The sequence below is a fragment of the Buchnera aphidicola (Aphis fabae) genome, assembly GCF_009069125.1.
Lineage (GTDB): Bacteria > Pseudomonadota > Gammaproteobacteria > Enterobacterales > Enterobacteriaceae > Buchnera > Buchnera aphidicola_BB.
Genome location: NZ_CP042427.1, coordinates 40,022 through 66,607, shown reverse-complemented (window position 1 = coordinate 66,607; position 26,586 = coordinate 40,022). Strand labels below are relative to the sequence as shown.

24 protein-coding genes, 3 tRNA genes, 1 rRNA gene and 1 pseudogene are annotated in these 26,586 nt (G+C 24.9%); 9 read left to right on the top strand and 20 right to left on the bottom strand.

The window, feature by feature from the left end; genetic code table 11:
• Positions 1-43: 43 nt before the first annotated feature.
• From lipA to mnmA, 8 genes are all read right to left on the bottom strand, one after another.
• The gene (gene lipA, locus FQV33_RS00310) at positions 44-952 is read right to left on the bottom strand and encodes a lipoyl synthase (RefSeq protein ID WP_158347562.1); all 909 of its coding nucleotides are present in this window, start codon (positions 950-952) and stop codon (positions 44-46) included.
• 53 nt (positions 953-1,005) lie between these two features.
• Entirely contained in the window at positions 1,006-1,650 is a 645-nt protein-coding gene (lipB, locus tag FQV33_RS00305; RefSeq protein ID WP_158347560.1) for a lipoyl(octanoyl) transferase LipB, read from the bottom strand.
• A gap of 54 nt (positions 1,651-1,704) precedes the next feature.
• A complete protein-coding gene (locus tag FQV33_RS00300) occupies positions 1,705-2,346 on the bottom strand; it encodes a YchE family NAAT transporter (RefSeq protein WP_158347558.1) in 642 nt (213 codons plus the stop codon).
• 141 nt (positions 2,347-2,487) lie between these two features.
• On the bottom strand, positions 2,488-4,428 hold the full coding sequence (gene rnb / locus FQV33_RS00295; protein WP_158347556.1) for an exoribonuclease II: 1,941 nt from the start codon (positions 4,426-4,428) through the stop codon (positions 2,488-2,490).
• 108 nt (positions 4,429-4,536) lie between these two features.
• The gene (locus FQV33_RS00290) at positions 4,537-5,319 is read right to left on the bottom strand and encodes an enoyl-ACP reductase (protein ID WP_158347554.1); all 783 of its coding nucleotides are present in this window, start codon (positions 5,317-5,319) and stop codon (positions 4,537-4,539) included.
• Between the two features lie 90 nt (positions 5,320-5,409).
• The gene (locus tag FQV33_RS00285; RefSeq protein WP_158347552.1) at positions 5,410-6,021 is read right to left on the bottom strand and encodes a transglycosylase SLT domain-containing protein; all 612 of its coding nucleotides are present in this window, start codon (positions 6,019-6,021) and stop codon (positions 5,410-5,412) included.
• Positions 6,022-6,059: 38 nt separating this feature from the next.
• Entirely contained in the window at positions 6,060-7,433 is a 1,374-nt protein-coding gene (purB, locus tag FQV33_RS00280) for an adenylosuccinate lyase (protein WP_158347550.1), read from the bottom strand.
• Positions 7,434-7,529: 96 nt separating this feature from the next.
• Entirely contained in the window at positions 7,530-8,633 is a 1,104-nt protein-coding gene (mnmA, locus tag FQV33_RS00275) for a tRNA 2-thiouridine(34) synthase MnmA (protein ID WP_158347548.1), read from the bottom strand.
• Between the two features lie 261 nt (positions 8,634-8,894).
• Here mnmA and lepA point away from each other — a divergent pair, with 261 nt between their 5' ends.
• The 5 genes and pseudogenes from lepA to acpS all read left to right on the top strand — a co-directional run bounded on the left by lepA (position 8,895) and on the right by acpS (position 13,751).
• A complete protein-coding gene (gene lepA / locus FQV33_RS00270; protein ID WP_158347546.1) occupies positions 8,895-10,685 on the top strand; it encodes a translation elongation factor 4 in 1,791 nt (596 codons plus the stop codon).
• Positions 10,686-10,699: 14 nt separating this feature from the next.
• Positions 10,700-11,631, top strand: a pseudogene (gene lepB / locus FQV33_RS00265) (signal peptidase I).
• Positions 11,632-11,751: 120 nt separating this feature from the next.
• Entirely contained in the window at positions 11,752-12,432 is a 681-nt protein-coding gene (gene rnc / locus FQV33_RS00260) for a ribonuclease III (protein WP_158347544.1), read from the top strand.
• Positions 12,429-13,265, top strand: a complete 837-nt coding sequence (gene era, locus FQV33_RS00255; RefSeq protein ID WP_158347542.1) for a GTPase Era — start codon at positions 12,429-12,431, stop codon at positions 13,263-13,265. Before rnc ends, era begins: the two co-directional genes overlap by 4 nt.
• Before the next feature lie 105 nt (positions 13,266-13,370).
• On the top strand, positions 13,371-13,751 hold the full coding sequence (acpS, locus tag FQV33_RS00250) for a holo-ACP synthase (protein ID WP_158347540.1): 381 nt from the start codon (positions 13,371-13,373) through the stop codon (positions 13,749-13,751).
• A 13-nt stretch (positions 13,752-13,764) separates the two neighbouring features.
• Here the strand turns inward: acpS and tadA are convergent, their stop codons facing one another.
• Positions 13,765-14,220 (bottom strand): tRNA adenosine(34) deaminase TadA, encoded by a 456-nt coding sequence (gene tadA / locus FQV33_RS00245; protein WP_158347538.1) that lies wholly within the window; start codon positions 14,218-14,220, stop codon positions 13,765-13,767.
• 9 nt (positions 14,221-14,229) lie between these two features.
• Entirely contained in the window at positions 14,230-14,730 is a 501-nt protein-coding gene (gene smpB / locus FQV33_RS00240; protein WP_158347536.1) for an SsrA-binding protein SmpB, read from the bottom strand.
• A 118-nt stretch (positions 14,731-14,848) separates the two neighbouring features.
• Between smpB and FQV33_RS00235 the strand changes: the two genes are divergently transcribed.
• Complete coding sequence (locus FQV33_RS00235) at positions 14,849-15,139, top strand: RnfH family protein (protein ID WP_158347534.1); 291 nt, start codon at positions 14,849-14,851, stop codon at positions 15,137-15,139.
• Between the two features lie 35 nt (positions 15,140-15,174).
• Here the strand turns inward: FQV33_RS00235 and FQV33_RS00230 are convergent, their stop codons facing one another.
• From FQV33_RS00230 to dnaQ, 5 genes are all read right to left on the bottom strand, one after another.
• Positions 15,175-15,735: a nucleotide exchange factor GrpE gene (locus FQV33_RS00230; RefSeq protein WP_158347532.1), complete on the bottom strand. Its 561-nt coding sequence runs from the start codon at positions 15,733-15,735 to the stop codon at positions 15,175-15,177.
• An 89-nt stretch (positions 15,736-15,824) separates the two neighbouring features.
• Positions 15,825-16,289, bottom strand: a complete 465-nt coding sequence (gene gpt / locus FQV33_RS00225; RefSeq protein WP_158347530.1) for a xanthine phosphoribosyltransferase — start codon at positions 16,287-16,289, stop codon at positions 15,825-15,827.
• 88 nt (positions 16,290-16,377) lie between these two features.
• Positions 16,378-16,965 carry a D-sedoheptulose 7-phosphate isomerase gene (gene lpcA, locus FQV33_RS00220; protein WP_158347528.1) on the bottom strand — a complete coding sequence of 196 codons (588 nt, stop codon included), beginning with the start codon at positions 16,963-16,965 and terminating at the stop codon, positions 16,378-16,380.
• A 55-nt stretch (positions 16,966-17,020) separates the two neighbouring features.
• A tRNA-Asp gene (locus FQV33_RS00215) sits at positions 17,021-17,094 on the bottom strand.
• Positions 17,095-17,187: 93 nt separating this feature from the next.
• The gene (dnaQ, locus tag FQV33_RS00210) at positions 17,188-17,895 is read right to left on the bottom strand and encodes a DNA polymerase III subunit epsilon (protein ID WP_158347526.1); all 708 of its coding nucleotides are present in this window, start codon (positions 17,893-17,895) and stop codon (positions 17,188-17,190) included.
• A 36-nt stretch (positions 17,896-17,931) separates the two neighbouring features.
• Here dnaQ and rnhA point away from each other — a divergent pair, with 36 nt between their 5' ends.
• Complete coding sequence (rnhA, locus tag FQV33_RS00205; RefSeq protein ID WP_158347524.1) at positions 17,932-18,423, top strand: ribonuclease HI; 492 nt, start codon at positions 17,932-17,934, stop codon at positions 18,421-18,423.
• Positions 18,420-19,187: a hydroxyacylglutathione hydrolase gene (gene gloB, locus FQV33_RS00200; protein ID WP_158347522.1), complete on the top strand. Its 768-nt coding sequence runs from the start codon at positions 18,420-18,422 to the stop codon at positions 19,185-19,187. Before rnhA ends, gloB begins: the two co-directional genes overlap by 4 nt.
• Here gloB and FQV33_RS00195 read toward each other — a convergent pair.
• The 3 genes from FQV33_RS00195 to FQV33_RS00185 form a co-directional block, all read right to left on the bottom strand.
• Positions 19,169-19,241, bottom strand: a tRNA-Ala gene (locus FQV33_RS00195). The genes gloB and FQV33_RS00195 overlap by 19 nt on opposite strands.
• 33 nt (positions 19,242-19,274) lie before the next feature.
• Positions 19,275-19,351 (bottom strand) — tRNA-Ile (locus FQV33_RS00190).
• A 58-nt stretch (positions 19,352-19,409) separates the two neighbouring features.
• Positions 19,410-20,957: ribosomal RNA gene (locus tag FQV33_RS00185) — 16S ribosomal RNA — on the bottom strand.
• Between the two features lie 396 nt (positions 20,958-21,353).
• Here FQV33_RS00185 and argS point away from each other — a divergent pair.
• Positions 21,354-23,096 (top strand): arginine--tRNA ligase, encoded by a 1,743-nt coding sequence (argS, locus tag FQV33_RS00180; RefSeq protein WP_158347520.1) that lies wholly within the window; start codon positions 21,354-21,356, stop codon positions 23,094-23,096.
• Positions 23,097-23,198: 102 nt separating this feature from the next.
• Here argS and flhA read toward each other — a convergent pair whose 3' ends face one another.
• Together flhA and flhB are read right to left on the bottom strand one after the other, a co-directional pair.
• Positions 23,199-25,289, bottom strand: a complete 2,091-nt coding sequence (gene flhA / locus FQV33_RS00175; protein ID WP_158347518.1) for a flagellar biosynthesis protein FlhA — start codon at positions 25,287-25,289, stop codon at positions 23,199-23,201.
• Positions 25,282-26,433: a flagellar biosynthesis protein FlhB gene (flhB, locus tag FQV33_RS00170; RefSeq protein WP_158347516.1), complete on the bottom strand. Its 1,152-nt coding sequence runs from the start codon at positions 26,431-26,433 to the stop codon at positions 25,282-25,284. Before flhB ends, flhA begins: the two co-directional genes overlap by 8 nt.
• Positions 26,434-26,586 lie beyond the last annotated feature (153 nt).

Below are 26,586 nucleotides of genomic sequence, written 5' to 3'. Positions count from 1 at the left end.
ATTAAAAATATTTTAAACAAATATAATTGATTATTTTTATATATTAATTTTGAAAACTAGCATGATATGACGAACGTACAAAAGGTCCACAATATGCATTTTTAAAACCAATAGATATTGCTTCTTTCTTAATATTTTCAAATTCTAGAGGTGATATGTAACGTTCTACTGGAAGGTGATTTTTACTAGGTTGAAGATATTGTCCTACTGTTAATAACGTAACACCGCTGGAATAAAGATCTTTCATTACTTGAGTAATTTCCTTGTCTTTTTCACCTATTCCTATCATTAAACCTGATTTAGTAGGAATTTGATTATATTTTTTTTTAAATGATTCTAATAATAACAATGATTTTTTATAATTTGCTCCAGGACGTATTTTTTTATAGAGTCGAGGTACATTTTCTATGTTATGATTGAAAACATCAGGTAATTCTGAATTAAAAATATTTAAAACCAATTCAATTCTACCTCTAAAATCTGGAACTAATATTTCAATTTTTACTTTATTTTTATTTCTAATAGAATTCATACAATTAACAAAATGTTGTGCACCACCATCATATAAATCATCTCTTGCAACGGAAGTAATTACTACATAATTTATTCCCATATCAAATATAGTATTTGCTAATTTTTTAGGTTCTTCTAAATTCAAATTTTTAGGTTTTCCATGTGATACTGCACAAAATGGACAATTTCGAGTACATATAGCTCCAAGAATCATAAAAGTTGCAGTGCCATTATTAAAACATTCTGATAAATTTGGACAATTTGCTTCTTCACAAACAGAATATAAATTATTTTTTCGCAAAGCATATTTTACTTGATTTATACGAGACGTATGAATAGGTAATTTAATTTTTATCCAGTCTGGTTTATTTAATTTACTTTTTTTTGCTAAAATATTTTTAATAGGTATTAAATTTATTTTTTTATTCATAAATTTCATTATCACTAATTGAGAAAAAAGATTTTTAAAATATTTGAAAATTTTTAAAAATATTATTTTTTTATAATTTTAACATTTAATAATTGAGCTAGTTTTTTTATTAAAATAATACGAATATCTTTTAATGTTAAAAAAAAATTAAATTCTTTTATTTGTGTCATTTTCATATATATATCTCCGCAAGGGTAAATATAATCAAATGGAGTTAAATCCATATCAACATTTAATGATAAACCATGTAAAGTACAACCTTTTTTAATTCTTAATCCTAAAGAACATATTTTTTTATTATTAACATAAACTCCCGGAGCATTTTTTTTGATATTTGATTTAATAGAAAAATACTTTAAAGTATCAATTATTAAAATATGAATAATATCTATTAATTGACGAATATTAATTTTCCTACGTTTTAAATCAATTAAAAAATATAATATTTGTTGTCCAGGACCATGATATGTAATTTGACCACCTCTATTAGCGGTTACTATAGGAATATCATTAATAAAATTATTTTTAGATATTATTGAATAATTTTGTTTTAATAAACCTTGTGTAAAAATAGGATAATGTTCTACAAACCAGATTTCATCGAATGTAAAACTATTGCGTTTTTCTGTAAAATAATTCATTTCATTAACAATTTTAATCCAATCTATTAATCCTATATTTTTAAAAAAAATAATTTTATTTTTCAATGAAATATCCAAAATTATATATAATAAGTAAAAAATTAAATAATATTTTTAACGCTAATGCAATAATTCATTTAAAATAGATTTTATTCCAACACTAAAAAATTCAATTCCCAAAGCCATTAATAATAAACCCATAACACGCGTAATAATATTAATACCTGTTTTCCCTAATATTTCCACTACACATGGGGCAGCTCGAAAACACAGCCAACAAAATAAAGAAAACAAAAAAATAGATATAGTACATCCAATCAAATTTAACCAAGTAGAATAATATGTACTCCAAACAATAGTTGAACTAATAGCACCTGGTCCTGCAATTAAAGGCATAGCTAAAGGAACAACGCTAATATTCTCATGTATTTCTTCTTTATCTTTTTTTATTTTCTTTTTTTTTGTGAATTTCCCATTAATCATAGAAAAAGCAATACCCATAATTAATAGACCTCCTGCAATACGAAAAGAATTAATAGAGATACCAAAAATATTTAAAATACTATCACCTAAAAATAATGATATGAATAGTATTAAAAATGCAGAAAAATTTGCTATTAAATTAGTTTTTTTCCGCTCTAAGGTATTTTGATGAGCAGTCATGGTGGTAAAAATAGGAATCATTCCGATTGGATTTACTAGTGCACATAAACTTATAAAAAACTTTATATATATAGAAAAATCAAAAATTGAAATATGCATATTGAACTCTTAATTAATATTTAAATTCTTTTAATTTTATTAAAATTATCTTAAAAAATATTTAAAATAATTAAACTTGTTGCATCTTTAAAAAAATAAATAAGTTTAATTTTAAATTATTTTAAAATATTAAATCCATATTTAATAATCAGGTTTTGCAATAATATTTCTTGTTTTTAATCGAATTTCACATAATATTATTTGAATTACATCAGAAACTTTATAACATAAATTACCATTAATAAATACTTGTCCTATTTCTTGATTTAATATTAATTCTTCTCGAATAGGATGTAAAAATAATGCAGGAATAAAAACATTTGCACCATTTTCTATTATTTTAGCTCGTATTCCACTTCTGGAAACATCGGTAATTTCAGCAGAAAATTTTTTATTTTGATATTCTTTTTTCTGTAAAAGTATGGTATAAAGCCAATCTGAAACATCTCTTTCAGCTATTCTGTTTTTACGTTTTTGTTCACTGATTTTTAATTTAATCTCTTCGTTAGGCTTAATAATTTTTTCTTTTTTAATAATTGATTTTAATAAACGATGATTAATCATATCACTATATTTTCGAATAGGTGATGTCCAAGTAGCATATTCTGAAAATCCTAGTGCAAAATGTGGACTTGGCGTAGTACTAAAATCTCCAAAAGATTGATATCGACGAATACGACTGTTAATGTAATCATTTGATAAAATATTTAAAACACGTCTTAGATTACAAAATCCTTTTAATGTCATTATTTCTTTTACAGTAAATTTTAAATTATAATTTTTTAAGAAAGAAACTGTATTTTCAGCATTAATAGAATCAAAACCAGCATGTATATTATATATTCCGAATCCAATATTTTTTGATAAAAAATTTGCAGCTACAATATTTGCTATTATCATTGATTCTTCAATGATTTTATGAGCGATTCGTCTTTTTTCAACAACTACACTTTTTACTATGCCCGTTTCAGAAAACTGAAATCTATATTCTAAACTATCTTTAAATAATACTGCATTTAATTTTCGCCATTTTATACGTGATAAACATAATTGATGTAAAAGAGAAATTTGATTTTGAATAGACTTGTTTGATGGTTTCCATAATCCTTTTTTTTCAATCCAATTTGATACATCTTCATAAGATAATTTTTCTTTTGATTTAATCCATGCTAAGAAAAAATCAGCTATATTAGAAATATTTCCATCTTTATTAATTGTTATAGAACATGCTAAAACTGGACGACGTTTGTTAGGAAGTAATGAACATATATTTTCTGATAATTCCCTAGGTAACATAGGAATATTAAAACCTGGCAAATAATTTGTAAAACCTCTTTTAGAAGCAATGATATCTAATTTACTTCCTCTTTCTATATACGAAGTGGGATCTGCAATAGCTACAGTTAAACAAAAATTTCCATTATTAGTTTCTTTAATAAATAGAGCGTCATCAATATCTTTTGTGTTAGTATTATCTATTGTAATAAAATCAAAACTTGTTAAATCTTTTCTTTTAAAACAATCTTTTAATAAACAATCTTGTTCTTCAATTAAAGGTGCTTTTTTTTCGAGATTATGACGTGATAAAGTTACCCACCATGGTGTTAATGGATCATTGTTTTTTACTATTTCTTCAATTAATTCAGCAGAAAATACAGCATGACCATTAAGTTTATGTTGTACTAAATTAGCTACAACCCAATCTCCGGTTTGAAAAGAACTGGTATAATTTTTTTTAGGATAACATATTATAATTAGATCTTTTAAAAAAGGATATTCTGGTAGAATAAATAATTTATTATCTTTTTTTTCAATTTGTCCTACAAATCTTTTTAAAAAAGGTTCAATTAATACTTCAGGATTAACTACTTCACGATTTTTTTCAATTTGTAATACAGCTGATATTTTATCTCCATGCATAACTTTTTTCATATTTTTAGGTGGTATAAAATAGCTTTTCTGTACATCAACTTCTAAAAAACCAAACCCTTTTTCGGTACTTTTTACTATTCCTTCAACCCGTGGTGTTTGCTTATGTAAATTTTTTTTTAATTGTTTAAGTAATGGATTGTTTTGGAACATAATTATAAGACCTAACTATTTAACAAATAATTTTATTATTTAAGAAATTTTAATATATAACTTATTTATAAATTATCATAGATAAATTTTATTAAAAAATTTTTGGTTTTAAATTGTTCTATTAGGTACATTAACATTAAAACCATTATCAACATAAATAATTGAACCCGTTATTCCCATAGATAAATTCGAACATAAAAAAGCAGCAACATTTCCTATTTGTCTGCTAGTAATATCGCTTTTAATTAATGAAACTGATTTTTGATATTTTTGTATTTTAGAAAAATTTTTGATCTGATAAGAAGATATAGTTTTAATAGGTCCAGATGAAATACCATTAACTCTAATATTTTTTTTACCTAATGAGTATGCCATATATCGAACATTAGATTCTAAAGAAGCTTTAGCAAGTCCCATCATGTTATAATTAGATACAACTCTTTGTGATCCTAAATAAGATAATGTAATTAGAGAAGAAAATTTATTTAACATATTTTTCGATTCTCTTGCCATACTTAAAAAACTATACGAACTGATTTCATGAGCTAAGTTAAAAGATTCTCTAGTACTACTTTCAATAAAGTCTTTATACATTTTTTCTTTAGGACAATAAGCAATTGAGTGGATAAATCCATCAAATCTACTCCATGTTTTTTTTAAATTAAAAAATAGTTCTTTAATATTTTCGTCATTAGATACATCGCAAAAAAAAGTAGTATTAACACTCATTGAATTAATTAAATATTTAATTTTATTGATAATTTTTTTATTTTGACATACAAAAATTAACTGTGCTTTTTGTTCATATAAAGCTTTTGCTATACCTAATGCAATTGATCTCTCATTAGATATACCAGTTATTAAAATTTTTTTACCTTTTAAAAATCCCATTCTAAATTTCCAACAGTAAATTGTATATGTATAAATTTTTTCTAGTAAATAACATATAATTTTACTCATTTATAAAAAACAAAAACATATCTAAATTATTTTATAAATTTTTATTACTTTTTCTAAATAATTTAATGCTTGTTTAGAAGGATGTTTTTTTATATATTGAAAAAATTTTTTTATTGTCATAGTATTGATAATTTTTATTGCAGTATGTTTATCTTTAGCAAATATTTTTAATAACGCACTAGTTCCATTTACATAAGAAACAATAGTTGCATATCTCATTATTTCTTTATTCTTAATACCAAGTAAATTTCTTTTTTGTAATAAACGAAGATATGAAGTGCCAATGTTTATATTAATTCTAGGATTATATAATTCCTTTACAGATGGTTGACCTTTCTTTCTATTTAGACGATATATATCTAAACCTGCTGCAGATGGTTTGATTTGCATTAATCCAATTGCATTAGAACTACTTTTAGCAAAAGGGTTTCCAGAAGACTCGACATATATAATAGATTTAATTAACTTTTCATCAACATTGTATTTATTTGATGCATTTTTAATAAAATAATTCCAATGATAAATTGTTTTTTCTATTTGTTTTTTACTTAAAGAAAAATTTTTTTTTATGTTTAAAGGCTTATGACAGCCTAATATAAAAATAATTGAAAAAATAAGAGCTTTTAATATCATAAGAAAAACTCCTTAAAAAAATAAATTTAAAAATATATTTATGCAGTTATCTCTTCTATAATTTGAATAGCAGATCCAATATAATTTACTGGAGTCATTTTTTTTAAACGTTTTTTTTCTATTTCTGGAATATTTAAATTAGAAATAAATTTATGTAAATCAATTTGATTTATTTCTTTTCCTCGAGTTAATTTTTTTAATTGTTCATAAGAATTTTGAATATTATATCGTCTCATAACGGTTTGAATTGCCTCAGATAAAACTGACCAGTTTTGGTTGAGGTTTGTTAAAAGTTGAGCATTATTGATTTGTAATTTCTTCATACCATTTAACATTGAATAATATGCAATTACTGAATAAGATAGTGTTACTCCTATATTTCTTAAAACTGTAGAATCACTTAAATCACGTTGCCATCTAGAAATTGGTAGTTTATTGATCATATGATGCATTAAAGCATTTGATAATCCTAAATTACCTTCTGAATTTTCAAAATCAATAGGATTTATTTTATGTGGCATTACAGATGAACCTACTTCATGATCTATTGGTATCTGCTTAAAATAATTAAGAGAAATATATCCCCAAATATCACGATTAAAATCAATTAATATAGTATTAAAAAGAGATATACATCCAAATATTTCTGCAATATAATCATGTGGTTCAATTTGGGTTGTACATGGGTTCCAAATAAGATTTAATGATGTTATAAACTCCTTACTAATCATATGCCAATTAATATATGGATATGCTGCTACATGTGCATTATAATTTCCAGTAGTTCCATTAAATTTTGCTAATATTTCTATTTTCTTTAACTTAAAAAATTGACGTTGAATGCGATAATAAAAATTTAATATTTCTTTACCCATAGTAGACGGAGTTGCTGGCTGTCCATGAGTCATAGATAATAAAGAACTATTTTTATATTGAATAGAATATTTTTTTAAAAAATTAATTATTTCAGACCACAAAGGTAAAAGAACTTGATTAATAGAATCTTTGATCATTAAAGCGTAAGCTATATTATTAATATCTTCTGAAGTACATGAAAAATGTATGAATTCTGATATCAATGATAATCTTGTTGATTGAGAAAATTTATCTTTTAAAAAATACTCCAATGCCTTAACATCATGATTAGTTTTTTTTTCTATATTTTTTATATATATTGCATCTTTTATAGTAAAATTTTTTAAAATATCATCAATAAATGATATATCTTTATATTCTAACTTTTTCAGTTTTAGCATTTTATGCATGCTGATTATTTTTTTTAACCATAAAATTTCTACCTGAAGACGATATCTTAAAAAACCAAATTCACTAAATATATATCGTAATGATTTGGTTGATTTAAAATATCGACCGTCAATAGGGGAAATAGCTGTTAATAAACTTAAATTCATATTTTATATTCCTATTTTTAAGAATGTCTTAAAAAAATCAATTTGAATAAAATAATTATATGATAAAAGATATAAATTTATTTAAAATATAAAGAATTAAAGTAATGGTAATTTATATTTAATAACCCCCCCCCCAATACAAATATCAGATAAGTAAAAAACAACTGATTGTCCTGGTGTAACAGCAACTACAGGTACATCAAATAGGACTTTAATATAAAAATTATCTATATATTTTATTTTACAAGAGAGATCATTTTGACGATATCTTATTTTGGCTTTACAAAAAAATGGAAACTTAAATTTAATATTATTTATCCAATCAATTTTTTCAGCTATTAAACCTTTTGACATTAAATGTAAATTATTTGATCCTTGAGCTACAATTAATGAATTTGTTTTTATGTTTTTTTCAACTACATACCACGGCATATCATCTTTTCCTTGTATTCCTCCAATTTTTAAACCTTTACGTTGTCCTAAAGTATAATAAAATAAACCATTATGTTTTCCAATAATTTCTCCATTAGTTGTAATTATATTACCTTTTTTTTCTGTCATGTAATAAGAAAGAAAACTATTTATATTTTTTGGGCCTATAAAACAAATACCAGTAGAATCTTTTTTTTCTGCGACTGTTAAACCGATTTTTTTTGCAATTATTCTGATTTGAGTTTTTTTAAATGAACCAATAGGAAATAAAATTTTTTCTAATTGATCAGCTTTTAAAGTATATAAAAAATAACTTTGATCTTTATTACAATCTATTCCTTTTAAAAGATAATGAATTCCATTTTTTTTACAAATACGAGCATAATGACCAGTAGCAATATAATCTGCTTGGAGTTGTTTAATAGCATAATTAAAAAATAATTTAAATTTAATTTCTTTATTACATAATATATCAGGATTTGGAGTATTTCCTTTTTTATGTTCTTTTAAAAAATGTTTAAATACCTGTTCCCAATATTCTTGAGAAAAATTTATTTTATGAAGATAGATATTTAATTTTTTACAAACATTTTCAGCATCAGATAAATCTTTTTCTGAATGACAATAACCTTCTTTATCATTTTCTTCCCAGTTTTTCATAAACAAACCTTCTACTAAATAGGTATGTTTCTTTAAAAACCATGCAGCAACAGATGAATCAACACCTCCAGACATAGCAATGATAACTTTTTTTTTTTGTTTTATCATAAAAAATAACATCTTGTTTTTTATCAAAAGAAAATTATATTTAATAATCTTAAAAAATAAATACATAATTTATGTATAATTTTTAAAAAATTATTAAATATAATATAATTAAACAACTAGAATATATTATATGAAAATAAAAATAAGAAATATATTAAATATTTATACTTTTCAAAAATATTAATATAAAATAAATTTTAGATTAAAAATCTAATTACAATTAAATATTTCTAATTCATTTTAAAATAAGCTAAATAAAAAATGAAACATATAAGAAATTTCTCTATTATCGCTCATATTGATCATGGTAAATCAACTTTATCAGACCGTTTAATTCAAGCATGTGGTGGATTATCTGAAAGAGAAATGTCTGATCAAGTTTTAGATTCTATGGATTTAGAAAAAGAAAGAGGGATTACAATTAAAGCACAGAGTGTAATGATTGATTATACGGATATAAAAGGAAATATTTTTCAATTAAATTTTATTGATACACCTGGTCATGTAAATTTTTCTTATGAAGTCTCTAGATCATTAGCAGCCTGCGAAGGTGCATTGTTAGTAATTGATGCTACTCAAGGTGTAGAAGCTCAAACATTAGCTAATTGTTATACTGCTTTAGAAATGAATTTATCAATATTACCAGTTTTAAATAAAATTGATTTACCCAGCTCCAATGCAGAACGAGTTATAAAAGAAATTGAAGATATTATTGGAATTTCTGCATCTAATTCTGTTAAGTGTTCAGCAAAAACAGGTGAAGGTATTCCACAACTTATTGAAAAAATTATTACTCATATTCCTTATCCTAATGGAAATGAAAAAGATCCATTACAAGCTCTTATAATTGACTCATGGTTTGATAATTATTTAGGTGTAGTATCTTTAATAAGAGTTAAAAATGGATTTATATCTCAAAAAGATAAAATACAAGTAATGAGTACTGGAAAAAGTTATTTTGTTGAACAATTAGGTATATTTACACCTAAAAAAATAAATAAAAAACAACTAAAATGCGGTGAGGTAGGTTGGATTATATGTGGGATTAAAAATGTTTCAGCCGCTCCAGTTGGAGATACCTTAACTAATTATCATAATCCATCAGAAATCATGTTAACTGGATTTAAACAGATAAAACCACAAATTTATGCAGGTCTATTTCCAGTCACATCAGATCAATATGAAACATTTAGAGATGCATTAGAAAAACTGAGTTTAAATGATTCTTCTTTATTTTATGAACCAGAAAATTCTAATGCTCTTGGATTTGGTTTTAGATGTGGGTTTTTAGGCTTGTTACATATGGAAATCGTACAAGCACGATTAGAACGAGAATATTCCCTTGATTTAATTTCAACAGCGCCAACTGTTATTTATCAAATTGAATTAATTAACGGGAAAAAAATTTATTTAGATAGTCCTTCAAATTTTCCTTTACTTAATACAATTAAAAAAATTAAAGAACCAATTGCTGAATGTAATATTTTATTACCTCCTAAATTTCTCGGTTCAGTAATGAAATTATGTATAAAAAAAAGAGGCATACAAATTGATTTAGTTTATCATTCAAACCAAGTTGCTTTAAAATATTATATTCCAATGAGTGAAGTTGTTTTAAATTTTTTTGATGAATTAAAATCAATTTCCAGTGGATATGCATCATTAGAATATGACTTTAAACATTTTAAATCAGTTAAAATAGTACGAATAGATATATTAATTAATTCAGAACGAGTTGATGCATTAACTACTCTTTCATACTATAAAAATGCGCAATATCGAGCTCGTGAAATAGTTGATAAGATGAAAACACTAATACCTAGACACCAATTTGATATTAGTATTCAAGCAACCATAAACAATGTAATTATTGCTAGAGCTACAATTAAGCAGTTAAGAAAAAATGTATTAGCGAAATGTTATGGTGGTGATATTAGTAGAAAAAAGAAATTATTAAAAAAACAAAAAGATGGTAAAAAAAGAATGAAAAAAATAGGCAATGTAAATATGCCAAAAACAGCGTTTCTTACTATTTTAAATATTAATAATTAAAAAAGAGGAAAAAAATGCCTAATATATTAACTTTATTTTTAATATTTAGTATATTATTTACAGGTTCTTTTTGGTTTTTTATTCATATACAATTGATTATTAATTATTTTTTAAATAAAAAAAAAGAAATAAGATTCTTTTAAACAAAAAAATATTTTTTAAAAATCAAGAAAATATTTTTAAATCTATATCATCTTTATTTCCAATGTTTTTTATTGTTTTTATAATACGCTCTTTTATATATGAACCATTTCAGATTCCTTCAGGTTCAATGATGCCAACACTATTAGTTGGAGATTTTATTTTAGTAGACAAATTTTCATATGGAATTAAAGAACCAATTACAAATACAACCTTAATAAAGAATAAACACCCACAACGTGGAGATATAATAGTTTTTAAACATCCTATAGAATCTAATATAAATTATATTAAACGTATAATAGGATTACCAGGAGATAAAATTGAATACAATAATAAAAAAATTAAAATTTGTGTTAATTACATAAATACACATAATTGTCAAAATGCATTGCCTATTCATTATTCAAATAAACAGTTAACTGCATTTATTCAAAAAATATATCTCTTCCAAGACAATAATCTAAAAAAAGAAAAAATATATAATTCTATTTACTTTAAAGTAATGGAAGAAAATATTAATAATTTTAAACATAATATATTATTATTAGATGAAGTTAAAAACCAAACAGATCATTACTATCAACAAGATAAAATATCAAAATTTAATTGGATAATACCAAAAAATAAGTATTTTGTAATGGGAGATAATCGTGATAATAGTTTAGATAGTCGTTATTGGGGATTTGTACCAGAAGAAAATATTTTAGGAAAAGCTTTAAGAATATGGATGAGTTTTGAAAAAAAAGAAAATGAATGGCCGACAGGTATACGTATTAATAGAATTGGAAATAAGATATATTAAAAATAAATATATAATATTTATTTAATAAGTTTTAAAATATTTTTTCTAGTTCTGTCAAATTTTACTGTTTTTCCTGTTATATATAAAAATCAATTAAAATGTCATTGAAATTGGTATAACATGAACCACATCGTAGCAAATAAAATACAGGAAATATTGGGATATACTTTTACTCATAAAGATTTATTAAGGCAAGCACTTACACATCGTAGTGCAAGCAGCAATCACAATGAAAGACTTGAATTTTTGGGAGATTCTATATTAAGTTTTGTAATTGCTAATGCTTTATATCAACATTTTCCATCGATTGACGAAGGAGATATGAGTCGTATGAGAGCAACTTTAGTGAAAGGAAATACACTGGCAGAAATAGCATATGAATTTGATTTAGGAGAATATTTACAATTAGGTCAAGGAGAATTAAAAAGCGGAGGATTTCGTCGTGAATCTATTTTAGCAAATACTGTGGAAGCTTTAATTGGAAGCATTTATTTAGATAGCAATATTAAAACAGTAGAGGAATTAATACTTAAATGGTATGAAAAACGTTTAGAAAAAATAAGTCCTGGAGATATACAGAAAGATCCAAAAACAAGATTACAAGAATATTTACAATCTAAACATTTATCATTACCTACATATTTTATAGTAAAAGTATGCGGAGAAGCTCATAATCAACTATTTACCATTCATTGTGAAATAAGCATTAATTCAAAATTGTTCATTGGAAAAGGAACAAGTAGAAGAAAAGCCGAACAAGACGCAGCTAAAAAAGCATTAATTCAATTAGGTGTAGAGTGAATAAAAAACAAGAATATTGTGGATATATAACTATTATCGGAAGACCGAATGTTGGAAAATCAACTTTAATTAATGAAATAATTGGAAAAAATATTTCCATTACGTCAAAAAAGAAAAATACAACACAAAGTAATATTATAGGTATCAAGAATCACGAAATTTATCAATCTATTTATATAGACACACCTGGAGTATGCTATCATGATATAAAAAGTTTAAATATCATAAAAAATACAAACTTAATTATATTTGTTATAGATAGGAATATATGGAAAAAAGAAGATGAAATTATTTATAATCAAATAAAAAAAATTAATATTCCAATAATTTATGTAATCAATAAAATGGATAAATTATTCAATAAAAATAATATTTTATCATATATTGATATGCTTTCAAAAAAAACTAATTCAACAGAAATTATTCCTATTTCAGTAAAAAAAAGACAAAATATTTTTTCATTGGAAAAAATTGTACAAACATATTTAACAAAAAATCAACATATTTTTCCTAAAAATTATATTACTACAAATTCTTTTAATTTTTCTATATCTGAAATTATTCGTAGACAAGCAATATTTTTTTTAAGAGATGAATTACCATCGATATTGACAGTAAAAGTTGAGTCAATTAAATATAATTATAAAAAACTATATATTAATGCAATTATTTATGTAAATAATAAAAGACAAAAAAAAATTGTTATTGGTACTCAAGGAGACATTATTAAAAAAATTAGTATGTCATCTAGATACTATCTAGAAAAAGAAAATGATAAAAAAGTACATCTATCAATATGGGTAATAGAAAAATTAAAAATTAAAGAACATTAAAAATAACTTTATTTTTTAAAATTAGTTAAAATACTTAAAATATTTTAACTAATTTTAAAAGCAAAATTATATTTTTTATTAAAAATGTTAAAAGGAGTTTATTTTATGCCTATTATTGGTATAGGAACAGATATTGTGGAAATTAAACGTATTAAAAGAATTTTTTTTCAATTTGGAAATAAGTTAGCTAAAAAAATTTTATCTATACAAGAATGGAGAGAATATATTATATATAAAAATAAAATTCATTTTCTTGCTAAAAAATTTGCAGCTAAAGAAGCTGCTTCTAAAGCATTAGGAACAGGTATCAATTATGGAATCACTTTTAAACAATTAGAATTATATAACAATATTCTAGGAAAACCAAATTTTCGTTTTTTAGATCATGCTTTTCAAAAATTTAAAGAAATAAAATGTAAATCTATACATGTTAGTATATCTGATGAAAAATTATACGCACACGCTATAGTAATTTTAGAAAGTTAAATAATTAAATAAATTATTTTCTTTTGTTTTTAAAAAAATTAATTAATATTTGAGAACACTTAGGTTCTATAATATTTTTTCGAACTTTTAATCGATATTTTTTTTGTAATTCTAAAAAAATATTTTCAAAGGGACATTTTTTATCTTTTTTATAACTTGCTCCAAATACCAATCTTTCAATACGACTGTGTATAATAGCTCCAAAACACATTATACAGGGTTGTAATGTGACATATAATGTAGTATTTATAAATCTATAATTTTTTATGTTTTTTCCAGCTTGACGTAAAGCTATAATTTCAGCATGAGCAGTAGGATCATTTTGAGTAATGGAACTATTCCAACCTGTTCCAATAATTTTTTCTTTTAAAACTAATATTGCACCTACAGGTATTTCTCCTTGTTCTTGAGCATAATATGCATTTTTTAGAGCAATTTTCATCCAATATTCATCTTTATTAGTATTCATGAAATATTTTTAACACATATTAGTTTTTTTTAAGATTCTCAGCTTTTCTTTTTTCCATGTATTTTTTTTGTCTTCTTCTCTTTTGTCTATTTTATTTTTACCTTTCGCTAATCCGAAACTTAATTTACACCAAGATTTTTTCCATAATAAAGAAAGTGCAATTAAAGTGTAACCTATTTGATTCTTCTTTATAGATAAGTAATTTATTTCGTTTTTATGTAAAAGCAATTTTCTTTTTCTTATTGAATCACAAGACAAATAATTTGACGTAGTTTGCAAAGGTTGAATAATAGAATTACAAAGATACATCTCATTGGAATTGTTATTATTTGAATAATTACTAATGTAACTTTCAGAAATATTTATCTTACCTAATCTAATAGATTTAATTTCCCATCCCTTTAATACTAAACCTGATTGAAATACTTCTTCTATGAAATAATTATAATATGCTTTTTTATTTGTACAAATAGTAGATAATTTTAAATTATGCTTTTTTTTATTTAACATAGTTAGATATAATCCAAAAAAATTTATTTAAATATTTTTTAATTATAAATTGATTTTTTAAAAAAATTTTGTTAATACATTCTTTATAAATAATATAAAAAATTTAAATTTTACGAATATGATTCAAGTTACAATAATTTATGCTTTATCAGAAATACAATATATTAAAACAGTTTATATGAAATCTAATTCAACTGTAAAAGATGCTATCTTAGCATCAAATTTACTTAGTATAGTAGAAAATATTCAATTTTATAAAAATAATGTAGGAATCTATAATAAATTAGTTCATTTAAATAAGAAAATAAAAAATGGAGATCGAATTGAAATTTACAGAAATTTAATAACAGATCCAAAAGAAAGAAGAAGAAATAAACATCACTCTTTGAAACAATTATTAAAAATTTAAAAATAATATTTTTAATTTTATAATTTTTTAATGTTCTAAGAACAATCAATGTTTTTTGTTGATACAACAACCATTGCAGGACGTAATAAACGAGAATTATAAATTATATAACCAGATTGCATCACTTCAAGTATTTGATTAGATTCAATTTCATTATTATATCTAACAGATATTGCTTGATGAATGTTAGGATCAAATTCAATTTTTATATCATTTATTTTAGATACTTGAAATTCAGTAAACATAGTTTTTATTAAAGATAGAACATGTTCGATATTTTTTAAAATTTCAATATATTTTTTTTCGTTTTTTTGTTGTATTAAATTAAAAGCACGTTCAATATTATCTATAATTGGAAGAAATTCAATAATTAATTTTTCTAAAGAAAATTTTTGATATTTGTCAAATTCAATTTTTAATCTGTTTTTTACTTGAAAAACTTCTTTATTTTGATTTAAAATTATTTCTTTTATTTTTTCTTCAGATATCTTTAATTTATTTTGTAAAATATTAATTAAATCATTATTTTCATTATTTAAATCATTTATTGTATCTTTTGTATTTTTTTCATCTGTTATTTTTATTTTATTTATCATAAATATATCCTTTTTCATGTAGTTTATAAATATACTTAATACTTATTTGCATGAAAAAATTTAAAAAATGTTAATAAATTCAAAATATTTTAATTTTTTTTAATAAGAGGGGGAATGTAAGATATTGACATATCCCAAGGTTGTTCGATCCATATATTTTGATCGACATCAATGATATAATCATCTACTAATAATCTACCCATTGGTTTTGCAAAAATAGTTACAAAATATGCTTTTGGATATAATTTTCGAATAATATTTGCAGTTCCACCTGTATCAACAAGATCATCTACTACAATGATTTTTTCACTATTACTTTTTGTTTTTTTTATAATTTTTCTATTTTTTTGTAGACAATCATAATTATAACTTGCAATACATATTGTATCAACATATCGAATACTTAACTCTCTTGCTAATAAAGAAGCAGGAACTAAACCACCTCTGCTAACAGCAATAATTCCATTCCAAGAATTTATTTTGAGTAATCGACTAGCTAACTTTCGCGTATAAATTTGAAGCATATCCCAAGTGACAATATATTTCTCACTCATGAAAAATTCCAAAACTATAAAATAGTATTTATTAGCAAAGTGGAAATAATTTGTAGTTATTTTAGGATTTTAAACTATTGAAATAAAACTATTGATTATTTTTTTTCATTTCTTTTTCAATAATTAATATTAATATGTGAATAATTTTTATATGAATTTCCTGTATTCGATCTGAATAACCGTAATATGGTACACAAATTTCAATATCAGATAATTTTTTAATTTTTCCTCCATCATTTCCTGTTAATACAATTATTTTCATTTCTTTTTTACGTGCTGTTTTTATTGCATTAATAATATTACTAGAATTTCCTGAAGTGGAAATTGCTAATAATATATCACTAGAGTTTCCTATACTTTCAATATAACGTGAAAAAATATAATCATATCCAAAATCATTTCCTATTGCTGAAATATGTCCTACATCAGAAATAGGTATTGCTGGATATCCAGATCTTTTTTTTCTATAAAGACCAGTGAGCTCTTCTGCAAAATGAACAGCATCACAATGTGATCCTCCATTGCCACAGGAAATTACTTTTTTTTTATTTTTAAATGCTTCTGAAATTAAAATAGCAGATTTTTCAATGTTTTTTATTTGATCTTTATTTTCTAAAAAATTTTTTAAAACGTTTAATGCAGTATTTAATTCAAAATCAATAGTTTTTTTATACATCATTGTAACTTAAATTTGAAAAAGTAAAATTTTTTTTAAAATATTTCATTTTTTTCGGTGCGGACGGGACTCGAACCCGTGACCCCCGGCGTGACAGGCCAGTATTCTAACCAACTGAACTACCGCACCTTTTTTATACTTCTATCATTGTACATATTTTAAAAAAATCAGTCAATCATCTTTTTATAGTTATTGATAATTTAATTTTTATAAATTAGTTTTTTATTTTATATTTTTTAGATAGTTTATATATTTTTCATGAAGTTTTAGTTCTTGTTGATTTGCTTTCAATATTTTTAAAGATTTTTTTTTATTTATTATTAATTTACCAGAAGATTCAAAATTTTTTGTGTTTTCAATATTATTATAAAATGACATCGATTCTTGACCACTCGTCATTAAAAGATATAATTTACCTAATAAAAACGAATCTAAAAGAGCACCATGTAAAATTCTATGAGAATTTTTTATTTTATATCGATTGCACAGAGCATCTAATGTATTTTTTTTTCCAGGAAATAATTTTCTTGCAATTTTTAAAGTATCAATAATATAACAAAACTTTGATATATCTATTATTTTATTTGTTAATAAAGAAAATTCTTGATTTATAAATCCTATATCAAATGGTGCATTATGAATTACTAATTGAGAATTTCGAATATACTGAAAAAACTTTTTAGCTATATTTTTAAACAATGGTTTATCTAATAAAAAATCATTAGTAATTCCATGAACTTTTAAAGCATTTGAATCTATTAATCTATTAGGTTGAATATATACATGAAAATTATTTCCTGTAAAACGACGATTAATAATTTCAACAGCTCCAATTTCAATAATTCTATGATTAATATAAGGTTTTCCAAAATTATTCATACCAGTAGTTTCAGTATCTAATATAATTATTCTTTTTTTATTATTTATCATGCTTAATTTAACTAGTCTTTCGGAATATTTAATATAATGTTAAAATTAGTCAGAATATTTACAGATGGTTCTTGTTTAGGAAATCCAGGATCGGGTGGATATGCAACCATATTACGTTATAATGTAAAAGAAAAAATATTAACTTCAGGTTTTTTTTTAACCACTAACAACCGAATGGAACTAATGGGTGTAATCTCAGGATTAGAACTTTTAAAACAATCTTGTACCGTTGAAATTTTTACAGATAGTCAATATGTTAAACAAGGAGTAACAAACTGGATATCAAAATGGAAGAAGCAAAAATGGAAAACAACTAATAAAAAATTAGTAAAAAATATAGATTTATGGTTACGTATTAATGATTTAATAAAAAAACATTGTATTACATGGTTTTGGGTAAAAGCACATAATGGTCATACAGAAAATGAACGATGTGATCAAATTGCACGTCAATCTGCGAATAATCCATCGATTCAAGATGAATTTTATGAAAAAATTTTTTTTAATAAACTAACGGGAAAATTATGATTTTAACAAATGTATTGGCATTAAAAGATAATTATATTTGGATTTTATATGACAAAAATAATTCTTGTATAATTGTCGATCCAGGTGAATCTAATCTTGTAATAAAAACAATTATCCAAAAAAAATTAAATCCTCAAGCTATTTTAATCACTCATTATCATCGAGATCATGTAGATGGAGTAAAAAACATTGTAAAAAAATATCCTAAAATTATTGTTTTTGGTCCTAAAAAAGAAAAAAATTATAGTATTCATCAAATTGTTAAAGGTGGAGATAAAATACATTTATTAGAAAATGATATTGATGTAATTTCTACACCAGGTCATACATTAAATCATATTTCATATTATTTAAAACCATATTTTTTTTGTGGAGATACGATGTTTTCAGCTGGTTGTGGTCGAGTTTTTCAAGATAATTATCTAAGTATGTATTATTCGATTCAACTAATTAATTCATTTCCAGATGATACTATTTTATGTTGTTCTCATGAATACACTTTATCTAATTTAATTTTTTCTATGAATTTTTTACCAGAAGATAATAATCTTAAACATTATTATAGAAAAGTACAAAAAAAAATATTTTTAAAAAAAAATATTTTTCCATTTTATCTCTATAATGAGAAAAAAATAAATATATTTTTAAGAACAGATGATTTTATTTTAAAAAAAATGATGGGTTTCAAAAAAAACAAAGATTCTTTTGAAATATTTTGTTATTTAAGAAAAAATAAAGATTTATTTGGAGCTAAGCGGGATTGAACCGCTGACCTCCTGCGTGCAAGGCAGGCGCTCTCCCAGCTGAGCTATAGCCCCATATTATTATAGGTCTATATTGGCTTATTAAAATGGTAGGCCTGAGTGGAGTTGAACCACCGACCTCACCCTTATCAGGGGTGCGCTCTTACCATCTGAGCTACAAGCCTTTCTAAGAAAGTTTTATTAGATAATTTGTGTGGGCACTTCAAAAAAAGTATATATTTTTAAGGAGGTGATCCAACCGCAGGTTCCCCTACGGTTACCTTGTTACGACTTCACCCCAGTCATGAATCACAAAGTGGTAGACGCCTTCCCTTTGAGGGGTTAGGATATCTGCTTCTTTTGCAACCCACTCCCATGGTGTGACGGGCGGTGTGTACAAGGCCCGGGAACGTATTCACCGTGGCATTCTGATCCACGATTACTAGCGATTCCGACTTCGTGGAGTCGAGTTGCAGACTCCAGTCCGGACTACGATTTACTTTATGAGGTTTGCTTGTCTTTACAGATTTGCTTCTCTTTGTATAAACCATTGTAGCACGTGTGTAGCCCTGGTCGTAAGGGCCATGATGACTTGACGTCGTCCCCACCTTCCTCCGGTTTATAACCGGCAGTCTCCTCTGAGTTCCCGGCCGAACCGATGGCAACAGGGGATAAGGGTTGCGCTCGTTGCGGGACTTAACCCAACATTTCACAACACGAGCTGACGACAGCCATGCAGCACCTGTCTCACAGTTCCCGAAGGCACTTCCTTATTTCTAAGGAATTCTGTGGATGTCAAGACCAGGTAAGGTTTTTCGCGTTGCATCGAATTAAACCACATGCTCCACCGCTTGTGCGGGCCCCCGTCAATTCATTTGAGTTTTAGCCTTGCGGCCGTACTCCCCAGGCGGTCGACTTAATGCGTTAGCTTCGGAAGTCACTTCTCTTGGAAACAACCTCCAAGTCGACATCGTTTACGGCATGGACTACCAGGGTATCTAATCCTGTTTGCTCCCCACGCTTTCGCACCTCAGTGTCAGTATTCGTTTAGGAGGCCGCTTTCGCCACGGGTATTCCTCCAGATATCTACGCATTTCACCGCTACACCTAGAATTCTACCTCCCTCTACGATACTCTAGTATTTCAGTTTCAAATGCAGTTCCTAGGTTAAGCCCAGGGATTTCACATCTGACTTAAAAAACCACCTACGTGCTCTTTACGCCCAGTAATTCTGATTAACGCTAGCACCCTCCGTATTACCGCGGCTGCTGGCACGGAGTTAGCCGGTGCTTCTTCTTCGGGTAACGTCAAGAAATAAAATTATTAGTTTTATTTTTTTCCTCCCCGCTGAAAGTACTTTACAACCCTAAGGCCTTCTTCATACACGCGGCATAGCTGCATCAGGCTTTCGCCCATTGTGCAATATTCCCCACTGCTGCCTCCCGTAGGAGTCTGGACCGTGTCTCAGTTCCAGTGTGGCTGGTTATCCTCTCAGACCAGCTAGAGATCGTAGCCTTGGTAAGCCTTTACCTTACCAACAAGCTAATCTCGTCTGGGCTCATCCAAAAGCATGAGGCTTATAAAGGTCCCCCACTTTGGTTTTTCAACTTTATGCGGTATTAGCTACCATTTCTAGTAGTTATCCCCCTCTTTTGGGTAGATTCCCAGATATTACTCACCCGTTTGCCGCTCGCCGACAAGAAAGCAAGCTTTCTTTCGATGCCGCTCGACTTGCATGTGTTAGGCTTGCCGCCAGCGTTCAATCTGAGCCATGATCAAACTCTTCAATTTTTGAATATATCTCTTAAATAAATTTAAGAGATTTAAAAATAAATAAAGTTTATTTGTACTTAATTTTCTGTGCCCACACAGATTATCTAATATTTTTTTAAAGAGCGTTATTGATTTTTTGAAGATTTAAATAAGAGATTACATTTTTTTTTATATCTTGTCAACCTTTTAATTAAATTAATTATAATTTTAATATTCAAAATGTTTTAAATCAAATTTATTTAGAAATTTACCATACATATTTAATTTTTTTACTATCTAAAAGTTAATGTATTATTAAAAAATATACTATAATACGATAAAATGAATTCATTAATTAGTAATAAAATTTAATTATTAAAAATAATTTTATTAAGCTATTAATAAGTATTTAAAATTTTAAATAATAAGGTTTTTATGAATATAAAATATATAATAAAAAAAGATATTGAACAAGCTTTAATTCATATTGGTCTAAAGAATTATTATGAACCATTAATTATTTCTAGTAAAAAAATAGAATTAGGAAATTACCAAGTCGATAACTTAATTAAAATAGCCAATAAAAATAAAATTGAACCATATGATTTATTCAAAAAAATAATTTTTATTTTTAATATAAACAACATGTATAAAAAAATAACATTTTCTTATCCAGGTTTTATCAATATTTTTATTAACCAAGATTGGTTATCAAAAAAATTAGAAAAATTATTTATTTCATCTCGTCTAGGGGTAAAATATATTGATACTAGGAAAACAATAGTGATTGATTATTCTTCTCCAAATATAGCCAAAGAAATGCATATAGGACATTTAAGATCTACAATTATAGGAGATGTTACAGTAAGAACTTTGGAATTTTTAGGATATAATGTAATTAGAGCCAATCATATTGGAGATTGGGGCACTCAATTCGGAATGTTAATTGCATATTTAAAATATAAAAAATTAGAAAGAAAATTAAAAGAAAATCTTATTTCTTTAAAAGAAATTGAAGATTATTATTGTAAATCAAAAAAAAAATGTGATTTAGATAAGAATTTTGAACGTGAATCAAGAAAATATGTAGTTAAATTACAAAATGGAGATAACCATTGTTATTCTATTTGGAAAAAATTAGTTTCGATCACAATGAATTATAATTATAATATATATAAAAAACTTAACGTTACATTAAATAAACAACATACCATGGGAGAAAGTTTATATAGTAAAATGCTTCCAGAAATTGTTAAAGATCTTAAAGAAAAAAAAATAGCTATAGAAAAGGATGGAGCTACTATTATTTTTTTAGATGAATTTAAGAATAGATTAGGAAAAAATATGGGAGTAGTTATTCAAAAAAAAGACAAAGCTTTTTTATATTCAACAACTGATATTGCTTGTTTGAAATATAGATATGAAATATTAAATGCTGATCGTATAATATATTATACTGATTCTCGTCAAAAACAACATTTACAACAAATATGGGCTATTTCTAAAAAAGCTAATTACATACCTCAAAATTTATTGTTAGAACATCATACATTTGGAATGATGTTATATAAAAATAAACGTCCTTTTAAAACTCGTGATGGAAATACTATTAAACTTACTGAACTACTTAATGAAGCAACAAATAGAGCTAAAAATTTAATTAAGAATAAAAAACCTAATTTACCTAAAAGAAAACTGATTAAGTTGGCAAATATTATAGGAATCAGCGCAGTAAAATATGCTGATTTATCTAAAAATAGAAATACTAATTATATATTTGATTGGGATACAATGTTAAGCTTTGAAGGTAATACATCTCCGTATATACAATATGCTTATACGAGAATTATATCTATTTTAAAAAAATCTAACATTCGAATAAACAAAATATCAGAAAAAATTAATTTAACTAAAGACAGCGAAATTAAATTAGCAATTAAAATATTAGAATTTGAAGAAATTATATTAATTATAGAGAAGAAAGGAACTCCACATATTATGTGCAATTATCTTTATCAATTAGCAACATATTTTTCTAACTTTTATGAAAATTGTTCAATCTTATTTGCAAAAAAAATTAAAACCTGTAAAAGTAGATTAAAACTATCTTTTTTAACAGCAAAAACATTAAAAAAAGGACTTAATATTTTAGGAATAAAAATATTAAAAAAAATGTAAAAATAAAGTTTGCTTTAAAATATCAGTACGGTGAGGCAATAATGTAGTACTAATAAAAACGTACCACTTAAAACCACACCAATCTGTATTTTTAAAATATTATCAACTTCCAACGATATTAGTAACTTTTATATTATTTACTTCTGTTATTTCAAATTGAGATAAAACAGTTAATTCTGAAAAGTGAATACGCAAAAATTTAGACAAAAATAATCGTAAAGTATGAGGTACTAATAAAACAATAGGAGCATTTATTGCATTTTGTTTTTGAATTGCTTCTTTAGTTTTAAATAATAAAACTTCAGATAAACCTGGTTCTATATTAATTTTTTCTCCTTTTAAGCTATCTAATAATAATTTTTCTAAATTTGATTCTAAAACCATAACTTCAATAATATTTTTTTTATAAAACAGTTTTTGTATGATAATTTTACTTAAAGAAATTCGAATAATACTAGTTAATTCATTTGAATCTTTTTGATTAGTAGCATGTTCTGACAATGTTTCTAAAATAGTTCGCATATCTCGTATTGGCACTTGTTCTAAAAGTAAATTTTTTAAAATTTTATGTACAGTGGTTAAATCAATTATATTAGGTATTAAGTCTTCAGTTAGTTTGGGTATTTCTAAATTAACACGATCTAATAATTGTTGAGTTTCATAACGACCAAACAATTCGTTAATGTTCTGAGAAATTAAAAAATTTAAATGTGTTGCAATAACAGAACTTGAATCAACTACAGAATATCCTTTTTTTTCTGCCTCTATTTTAAATGATTGATCAATCCAATAACCAGATAAACCAAAAGTAGGCTCAATAACTTTCTTAAAGGGTAATGATTCTATTTCCTGACCAGTAGCAATTGCCATTAATTTTTCATTAAAACATTTTCCATTCCCCACTTCTATACCTTTAATAAAAATACGATATGAATTTTTAATTAAATTAATATTATTTTTAATATGAACTAAAGGAGGAAGAAATCCAATTTCTTTCGCAATTTTCTTACGAACAATTCGAATTTTTTCTAATAAATCGCCATTTTTTTTAGCATCTAATACAGGAATTAAATTTGAGCTTATTTCTATTCTTATAGGATCTTCTAATTCCACATCATTCCAAGAAGCTTCAGAGGTTGAATTTATAATAGGTTTATATTGATTTTTAGAAATTGGTGAAATATTACTTTTAAAATTATGTTTTTTTTGATTTAACCACCAAGCAAGAATCAATAATAAAATTGTAAATACTAAAAATATTATATTTGGCATTCCAGGAACTAAACCAAGTATACCTAAAACCACTGCACTTAATAAAATTACTTGAGAATTACAAAATAATTGACTAATCATTTGTTCTCCAACATTTTGATTAGTACTAACTCTTGTAACAATTACACCAGCAGCAGTTGAAATTACTAAAGCAGGAATTTGAGCAACTAAACCGTCTCCTATAGTTAATAACGTATAAACTTCTGCTGCCTTAGTTAATAGCATATTATGTTGAAATACACCAATAATTAAACCACCACATATATTAAGCACCATAATTAAAATACCAGCAATTGCATCTCCTCGTACGAATTTACTTGCTCCATCCATAGAACCATAAAAATCAGCTTCTTGTGTAATTTGAAATCGACGTTTTTTAGCTTCTGCTTCACCAATTAAACTTGCATTTAAATCAGCGTCAATTGCCATTTGCTTACCAGGCATAGCATCCAAGATAAATCTTGCGCCAACTTCTGCTATTCTTCCTGCTCCTTTTGTAATTACCATAAAATTAATAATAACTAAGATCACAAATACAACTATACCAATAGCAAAATTTCCACCTACTAAAAAATGACCAAATGATTCGATCACTCTTCCTGCTGCATAAGTTCCTGTGTGACCATTTAAAAAAATTACACGAGTAGACGCAACATTTAACGCCAACCTTAACAAAGTTGAAAATAGCAAAACAGTTGGGAAAGCGGCAAAGTCTAAAGTTTTTCTAGTAAACATAGAAACAAGCAAAATTATTATTGATAAAGCAATGTTAAAGGTAAAAAAAATATCTAAAATAAAAGGTGCTAATGGTAAAACCATCATTGATAAAATAATTAAAATAAGTATTGGTCCTGCTAATACTTTCCATTGAGTATTTTTAAAATTTTTTATAATGCTAAAAATAGAAGAAAAATTAACCATTGCTTTTGCTTTCTCCTGTAAAGTTTAATTCTGATGGAACGAATATATTTCTTGGTTTTTCTGGAAATGTTCCACCTTCTTTTTTCCATTTCCTTACTTTCCAAACCCATGCTAAAATTTCAGCAACAGCTTTATAAAGAGGACCAGGAATATATTGTCCTATTTCTGAATAATAATATAATGAACGAGCTAATGCAGGAGAAGAAATGATAGGAATACTATTTTTACTTGCAATACTTTGTATTTGTATAGCTATATCTCCTATACCTTTAGCTATTACTTTAGGTGCATTCATTTTCTTTTCATCATACCTTAATGCCACTGAATAATGTGTAGGATTAGTTATAACAACATCAGATTTAGGAACATTTAAAATCATTCTTCTTCGAAAATTTTCTTTCATTTGACGACGAATTCTCATTTTTAAATGCGGATGACCTTCTTGCTCCTTAAATTCATCTTTTATTTGTTGATGAGTCATTTTTAATTGTTTATAATACTGGAATTGTTGCCAAAAAATATCAAAAATTACAATTGGAATTAAACCTAATATTGTTAAAATACAACAAAAAAAAACAGTATTAAATCCAAAAGAAAAAGCAGAAAAAATATCTTTAATATTAAAAAATAATATTTCAAAAAAATGTGATGATAAATACCATAAAACGATACTGCTAATTAGAAGCAACTTTAACATGTTTTTAAAACACTCAAGAAATATTTTTAAAGAAAAAACTCTTTTTAATCCATCTATTAAATTTAATTTTTTTAAATTAAATTTTAATGATTTTAAATTAAATTTAACCCCGCTAAAAAAAATAGCAGGTACTATAATTATAAAAAGTAAAGATCCTAAAAATGGAGTAAAAACAATAAAAATTTTTTTTAAAGAAATCAAAATATTTAATAAAATATTTTGTTCATTCATAAGAATACTATTATTAAAATGAAAACTATCAGATAAAATTTTTCTGAATTCAAATACAATCACATCCCCAAACCACCATAAATTTAACAATCCAACTATTAAAATTAATAAAGAATTTAATTCTCGAGAATATCTTGTTTTTCCTTTTTTTCGAGATTTTTTAATATGATGCTCAGTGGGCTGTTCAGTTTTTTCTTCATGCGTATCATGATTCATTTGAAGTATTTTTAACCATTATAATTATTTTATTTAATTAGAAATTAATAAGAAATTTATTTAAATATTTTATTAATAAAATTTAATTGATACTAACAATTAAAGGTATTAAAAAAATATCTTATAAAATATTTTATTATATAATAGAATCAG